A 6,408-nucleotide genomic window follows, 5' to 3' on the forward strand; every position below is an offset into this window, starting at 1 on the left:
GTCCCCACCCGATCGTCGCGCCGTCACCCTCACGATCAGGAGGCAGCGCGACGATCGGGTGGGGAACAGCCCCGCGCCGACCCGGGCCCTCACCCGGCCCGGGCCGTCAGACCCCCGGCCGACGGGCGCGTCGCCCGCACCGCCGCCGCGACCGGCAGCGTCAGCCCGATCAGCGCCACGACCGCCAGCAGCCCGCCCAGCACCACCGGGTCCACCACCGGCACCGGCACCCCGAGCAGCCCCTGCCCCACGCCGAGCAGCGCCGGCAGCACCGCGGCCAGCCCGACGGCGACGGCGGTGCCGGTGATGAGCACCGACTCCGCAGCCACCATCCGGATCAGCTGCGTCCGGGTCGCCCCCGTGCGGCGCAGCAGCGCGAGCTCCGCCCGCCGCGACCCGACCAGCCCGACCAGCGTGGTGCCCGCCGCCACCGCGACGAACGCCAGCAGCGCCAGCAGCAGCGCCGTCCCCAGGCCCTGCTCCCCGGCTGCCGCGTCGCGCACCGACCGGGCGTACCCCGCGGGACCGGTGACGTCGAGGCCCGTCGCCACGACCGCCGCCCGCACGTCCGCGGCCGCGGCCGGGTCCTGCGCCCGGACGAGCAGCACGCCGCCCTCGGCCCCCGCGGCGACCGCGGTCCCGGAGCCGACCAGGTAGTCGCCCAGCCCGAGCCCGCGCTCGTAGACCGCCACGACCGTCAGCACGACCTCGGACCCGCCGAGCCGCACCTCCACCGGATCGCCGAGGCCGGCGCCGCCGAGCGTCGCCTCGCTGCTCACCGCGATGGTGCCGTCGCGCCGGAGGTCGTCCAGCGAGCCGGACCGCACATCGGGGTCGAGGAGCGTCGACTCGGCGGGCACGGTGCGCAGCGTCGTCGGCTCCCAGGACAGGCCGTCGAGGAACGGCAGGTCCTCGTCGTCCTGGTCGGTCCGGACCTGCGCGGCCACGCCGGCGGTGACGCCCGCGGCGGCGACCCCGGGCAGCGCGGCGACCTCGGCGGCCCGCGCGTCGGTCACCCCGCGACCGTCCGCGTAGGCGTCCTGCGCCACCACGTCCGCCACGACGCCGTCGCGCACCTGCTGCTCCGCCGCGTCGACGATCGCCCGGTTGGTCCCGGACTGCACGGTGCCGAGCGCCAGCAGCAGCGCCAGCGGCACCACCGCCCCCGTCAGCCGGCGGGAGAACCCGCGGGCGTTGGTGAGCGCCAGCGTCGGCACGGCCCGGGACCCGCGGGTGAGCCGCAGCCCGCGCTCGGCGCCCCACCGGACCAGCAGCGGGCCGACCAGCGCGGCGGCGACCAGCAGCACGACCGCCGACGTCGTCGCAGCCGCGGCCCCGCCCAGCCCGGGCAGCGCGAACGGCACGAGCGCGGCGGCCAGCCCGGCGACTGCCAGCCCGGCGGCCGTCAGTGTCCGGGCCCGCGGGATGCCCCGGGGCTCGACCGCGGAGCGCTGCACCGCGCTCGCGGGGCTGAGCTGCGCGCTCTCCCGCCCGGCCAGCCGCGCGCCGAGCAGGGCGGTCGGCACCAGCAGCGCGAGTGCGCCGAGCACCGGCCACGGCGACAGCCCGGGCACGTACCCGGCGGGCAGCACGCCGCCGGACACCAGCACGTCGGACAGCAGCGGCGCGAGCAGCAGGCCCGGCAGGGCGCCGAGCGGCGCGGCGACCGCGAACACCAGCAGCACCTCCGCCGTAACCAGCCGGCGCACCTGACCCGTGGTCGCGCCGACCGCCCGGAGCAGCGCGAACTCCCGCGCCCGCGGGCGCAGCGCCCCGGCGAACGTGGAGGCCACCACCAGCAGCGCGATCAGCACCGCGGTCCCCGCGAACGACGACGCGACGGTGAGCAGCAGCGACGCGGCGGGGTCGTCGGCCGACCCGGCGGCGAGCCGGACGCCGGCCTCCAGCCACACGCCCGTCGCGGTGAGCAGCGCGGCCGCGAGCGCCACGACCAGCGCGCTGCCGGCCAGGCTGCCGCGGTGCACGCGGACGGCGGACCGGGCCATCGTCCCGACGGCGCTCATCGGCCCAGCTCGATCATCCGGGCCGTGACCTGCTCGGTCGTCGGCGCGTCGAGGTGCCCGGCGATCAGGCCGTCGGCGAGGAACAGCACGCGGTCCGCGGCGGCGGCCACGTGCGCGTCGTGGGTGACCAGCACCAGCGTCTGCTGGAGCGTCTGCGCGGCCGAGCGCAGCACCTCCAGCACCTGCCCGCCGGTGTGCGAGTCGAGGGCGCCGGTCGGCTCGTCGGCGAACACCACCGCCGGCCGGGTGATGAGCGCCCGGGCGATGGCGACGCGCTGCGCCTGCCCGCCGGACAGCTCGCCCGGCAGCCGGTCGTCCATGCCCTCGAGCCCCACGGCCGCCATCAGGTAGCGGCGCAGGTGCGCGTCGGGCTCGCGGCCGCCGAGCAGCAGGGGCAGCGCGATGTTCTCCGCGACGGTCAGGTGGCCGACCAGGTTGTACGCCTGGAACACGAAGCCGATCCGGTCCCGGCGCAGCCGGGTCACCGCGTCGGGCGACATCGCCGTGAGGTCGGACCCGCCGACCACGACCCGGCCGCTCGACGGGCGGTCCAGGCCGGCGGCGCAGTTCAGCAGCGTCGACTTGCCCGAGCCGGACGGCCCCATGACCGCCGTGAACGAGCCGGGGGCGAGCGCCAGGGACACCCCCGCGAGCGCGGCGATCGTGCCGCTGCCGTTGGGGTAGGTGCGGTAGACCCGGTCCAGCAGCACGGCGGGCTCGGTGCCGGTCGCCGGCGGGGCCGGGGTCGGGCTCGCGGGGCTGGTCGGGGTGGGTGCGGTGGCGCTCATGGTCGTCTCCTCGTCGGGGGTTCTGCGTCCCCTCGACGCTAGGAATCCGGCACCCGCCCCCTCCAGCCGCCTGCGACGGAACCCGTGGGCCTGCATCCTTCGACGCAACCCGTCCGCCCCGCGGCCGACGCCGCCGCGCGCCCGCCGGCGGTCAACCCTCGTCGGGGACCGTGACCACCCGGTTCTGGTACGCCCAGACGACCGCCTGCAGCCGCGACCGCACCCCGAGCTTCGGCATCATCCGCGCGAGGTGCGACTTCACCGTCGACACCTCGACCACCAGCTCCGCGGCGATCTCCTCGTTCGACATCCCCTGGGCGAGCAGCCGCAGGATGTCCTGCTCCCGGGCGGTCAGCACGTCCGCCCCGCGCTGCACCGAGACGGGCTGCAGCCGGCGGCGGTCCGCGAACTCCCGCAGCACCCGGTGGGTCAGCGCCTGGTCGAGCGTCCCCCGGCCCGACGCGACGTGCCGCACCGCCCGGACGATCTCCTCGGGCTCGGCGTCCTTGAGCAGGAACCCCGAGGCGCCCGCCTCCAGCGCGCCGAACACGTAGTCGTCCAGGTCGAACGTGGTCAGCACCAGGACCGGCACCGGCCGCTCCGCCTCCGGCCCGCACAGCTCCCGGGCGACGCTGATCCCGTTCCGGCCGGGCATCCGGATGTCGAGGACCGCCACGTCGGGCGCGGTGCTGCGGGCCAGCGCGACCGCCTCGTCCCCGTCGGCCGCGACGCCCACGACCTCGAGGTCGGGCTCGGCGGCGAGCAGCGCGGACAGGCCCGCGCGCACCAGGGGCTGGTCGTCGGCGATGAGCACCCGGGTCACGGGGCGGTCTCCTCTGCTCGGGGCTCGCGCGGCAGCACGAGCCGGACCTCCCAGCCCCCGTCGGGCGTGGGGCCGTGCCGCAGGTCGGCGCCCACGAGCTCGGCGCGCTCGCGCATCCCCCGCAGGCCGTGGCCGCCGTGCTCGGACGGGACCGGCTCGCGGCCGGGCGGACCGTTCCGCACCGTCAGGACCACGACGTCGGCGGCCCGGGCGTCGACCGTCACCCGGCAGGCGGCGTCCGGCGCGTGGGCCCGGGCGTTCGCGAGCGACTCCTGCACCATCCGGTACCCGGCGAGCTGGGCCAGCGGCCCGACGCCGTCGCCCGGGTCGGCGTCGGCCGGCAGCACGTCCAGGACGGCGTCGGCGCCGACCAGGTCCCGGACGGCCGCCAGCGTCAGCGCCGACGTCTCGGCCCCGTCGTCCTGGCGCAGCAGCCCGACCAGCCGCCGCAGGTCCGCCAGCACGACGCGGCTCTGCTCCCGCACCTCGCGCACGCCCTGCCGCGCCGCCTCGGGGTCGGTGGTGATCTGCCGGTCGATCGCGGAGGCCATCAGCGCGATCCCGGACAGGTGGTGCGCGGCGATGTCGTGCAGCTCGCGCGCCATCGCGGTCCGCTGCTCCGCCAGCGCGGTTCTGACCCGCGCCTCCTGCTCGCCGGCGAGGGCGCGCAGCTCGCCCTCCTGCGCCGCCCGGACCGCCCGCCGCGACGACACCACCAGCGCCGGCACCAGCCCGAGCGCGACCACCGCCACCGACTGCGCCGCGGCCGCGAGCACGACGAGCGGCGTCCCCGGCGCGTCGACCGCCCCGGCCCCCGCGACGCCGGAGGCCACCGCGAGCAGCACGACCGCCAGGACCAGCGCCCCGCGCAGCCGGGCGAGCGACCACGCGACCACCGCGCGGTACACGACCACCACGACCGCGACCGTGAGCAGGCCGGACGCCGCCACCGCCGGCCCGCCGCCCGCGGCCGTCACCCCGAGCGGGACCAGCGCCACGACCAGCAGCGCCGCGCGCGGCGCCACCCGGGCCACGGCGACCGCGCCCGCCTGCACCACCAGCGCGGCGACGACCAGCCACCACCCGGGCGCACCCGGCGGCGGCACCGGCACCGGCTCGGCGGGCTCCATCGCGGCGACCGCCGGCAGCGCGAGCAGCCCGGCGACCCCGATCGCGAGCGTCACCCCCGCCGCGACGACGTCCCCACGCCGGATGGCCGCCCGCAGGGGGACGGCGGCGGACGCGGGCGTCACGGGCACGTCGGGCATCGTCGCACGGCAGCGCGCGGCGGCGCGGCTCCGCCCCCAGGATTCGAACCCGGACCTCAAGGCTCCAAAGGCCTGCGTGCTGCCGTTACACCAGGGCGGACCGCGGGTCCCGGGCGTCCCGGCGCCCCGCGTCGGCGGCCAGTCTGCCAGCCCGGGACGCACCCGGCGGGCACCACCACCGCCCCCGCCCGCGTCGCGCGCCTGCGAGGATGGCCCGATGACCGCCGAGCCCCGCCGCACGCCACGGACGACGCGCGCCCGCATGACCGCGACGCAGCGGCGCGAGCAGCTGCTCGACGTGAGCCGCCGGCTGTTCGCCGAGAAGGGCTTCGAGGGCACGTCGGTCGAGGAGATCGCCGCCCGCGCGGAGGTGTCCAAGCCCGTCGTGTACGAGCACTTCGGCGGCAAGGAGGGCATCTACGCCGTCGTGATCGACCGGGAGATCCAGGCCCTGACCAGCGCGCTGACCGGTGCCCTGGACGAGGGCGGCCACCCCAAGGTGATGGTCGAGCGGTCGGCGCTCGCGCTGCTGGGCTACATCGAGGACTCCGAGGACGGCTTCCGCATCCTGGTGCGCGACTCCCCGGTGGCGCAGGCGACCGGCACGTTCTCCAGCCTGATCGGCGACGTGGCGACCCAGGTCGAGCACCTGCTGGCGGCGCAGTTCACGAAGCAGCACCTGGACCCACGCACGGCGCCGATCTACGCCCAGATGCTGGTCGGGATGGTCGCGCTCACCGGCCAGCACTGGCTGGACGCGCGCAGCCCCAAGAAGGCGGACGTCGCCGCCGCGCTGGTGAACCTCGCGTGGAACGGGCTGTCCGGCCTGGAGCGCCGCCCGCGGCTGACGACCGCCCCGGAGCCGAGGAGGCGCGCCGCGAAGCCGCGCGCGAGGACGGAGGGCGCGCGACCCGGCGACGCGGCCGCGGAGCCCGACGGGGCGGCACCCGTCGAGTAACCTCGCCCGCATGTCGGCAGCCGTTCCACAGGGTCAGCCCGGTGCGCCCCGGGACGAGGTGGACCGGATCGTCGCGGCGTGGGCGCGCGAGCGCCCCGACCTGGACGTGGCGCCGCTGTCGGTGCTGTCCCGCGTCACCCGGCTGTCCCGGCACCTCGACCTCGCGCGGCGGCAGGCGTTCGCCCGGCACGGCCTGGAGCCGTGGGAGTTCGACGTGCTGTCCGCGCTGCGCCGAGCCGGCGCGCCCTACCGGATGTCGCCGGGGGCGCTGCTGACCCAGACGCTGGTGACCAGCGGGACGATGACGAACCGCATCGACCGGCTGGCGTCCCGCGCCCTGGTCGAGCGGCTGCCGTCCCCCGACGACCGGCGCGGCGTGCTGGTCAGCCTGACCGACGAGGGCCGCGCGCGGGTGGACGCCGCGATGTCGACGCTGCTGGAGATCGAGCGGGACCTGCTGGCCTCGCTGCCGGCCCCCGAGCGCGACCGCCTCGCGGACCTGCTGCGCACCCTCGTCGCCCCGTTCGACACCCCCTGACCCCCACCC

General features: G+C 77.9%; 6 protein-coding genes and 1 tRNA gene. 2 read left to right on the plus strand and 5 right to left on the minus strand.

The features are described 5' to 3' along the window. Positions 1 to 89 precede the first annotated feature (89 nt). The 5 genes from G6556_RS16260 to G6556_RS16280 form a co-directional block, all read right to left on the minus strand. Positions 90 to 2,024: an ABC transporter permease gene (locus G6556_RS16260; RefSeq protein ID WP_166943762.1), complete on the minus strand. Its 1,935-nt coding sequence runs from the start codon at positions 2,022 to 2,024 to the stop codon at positions 90 to 92. Next, positions 2,021 to 2,812 carry an ABC transporter ATP-binding protein gene (locus G6556_RS16265; RefSeq protein ID WP_166943764.1) on the minus strand — a complete coding sequence of 264 codons (792 nt, stop codon included), beginning with the start codon at positions 2,810 to 2,812 and terminating at the stop codon, positions 2,021 to 2,023. The genes G6556_RS16260 and G6556_RS16265 overlap by 4 nt, the downstream gene beginning before the upstream one ends. Before the next feature lie 151 nt (positions 2,813 to 2,963). After that, positions 2,964 to 3,635, minus strand: coding sequence for a response regulator transcription factor (locus G6556_RS16270; RefSeq protein WP_166943766.1), 672 nt, complete (start codon positions 3,633 to 3,635; stop codon positions 2,964 to 2,966). Continuing rightward, complete coding sequence (locus G6556_RS20305) at positions 3,632 to 4,903, minus strand: histidine kinase (protein ID WP_166943768.1); 1,272 nt, start codon at positions 4,901 to 4,903, stop codon at positions 3,632 to 3,634. The genes G6556_RS16270 and G6556_RS20305 overlap by 4 nt, the downstream gene beginning before the upstream one ends. Before the next feature lie 28 nt (positions 4,904 to 4,931). After that, positions 4,932 to 5,003, minus strand: a tRNA-Gln gene (locus tag G6556_RS16280). Positions 5,004 to 5,165: 162 nt separating this feature from the next. Between G6556_RS16280 and G6556_RS16285 the strand changes: the two genes are divergently transcribed. Beyond that, on the plus strand, positions 5,166 to 5,861 hold the full coding sequence (locus tag G6556_RS16285; protein ID WP_166943772.1) for a TetR/AcrR family transcriptional regulator: 696 nt from the start codon (positions 5,166 to 5,168) through the stop codon (positions 5,859 to 5,861). A gap of 10 nt (positions 5,862 to 5,871) precedes the next feature. Beyond that, positions 5,872 to 6,399 carry a MarR family transcriptional regulator gene (locus tag G6556_RS16290; RefSeq protein ID WP_166943770.1) on the plus strand — a complete coding sequence of 176 codons (528 nt, stop codon included), beginning with the start codon at positions 5,872 to 5,874 and terminating at the stop codon, positions 6,397 to 6,399. Positions 6,400 to 6,408 lie beyond the last annotated feature (9 nt).

Source organism: Cellulomonas sp. IC4_254, from assembly GCF_011603975.1.
Classification (GTDB): domain Bacteria; phylum Actinomycetota; class Actinomycetes; order Actinomycetales; family Cellulomonadaceae; genus Cellulomonas.

Bases quoted from the DNA above. Each gene is read 5' to 3' on its own strand.
- G6556_RS16260 (WP_166943762.1), bottom strand. From the start codon at position 2,024: ATGAGCGCCGTCGGGACGATGGCCCGGTCCGCCGTCCGCGTGCACCGC.
- G6556_RS16265 (WP_166943764.1), bottom strand. From the start codon at position 2,812: ATGAGCGCCACCGCACCCACCCCGACCAGCCCCGCGAGCCCGACCCCG.
- G6556_RS20305 (WP_166943768.1), bottom strand. From the start codon at position 4,903: ATGCCCGACGTGCCCGTGACGCCCGCGTCCGCCGCCGTCCCCCTGCGG.
- G6556_RS16285 (WP_166943772.1), top strand. From the start codon at position 5,166: ATGACCGCGACGCAGCGGCGCGAGCAGCTGCTCGACGTGAGCCGCCGG.
- G6556_RS16290 (WP_166943770.1), top strand. From the start codon at position 5,872: ATGTCGGCAGCCGTTCCACAGGGTCAGCCCGGTGCGCCCCGGGACGAG.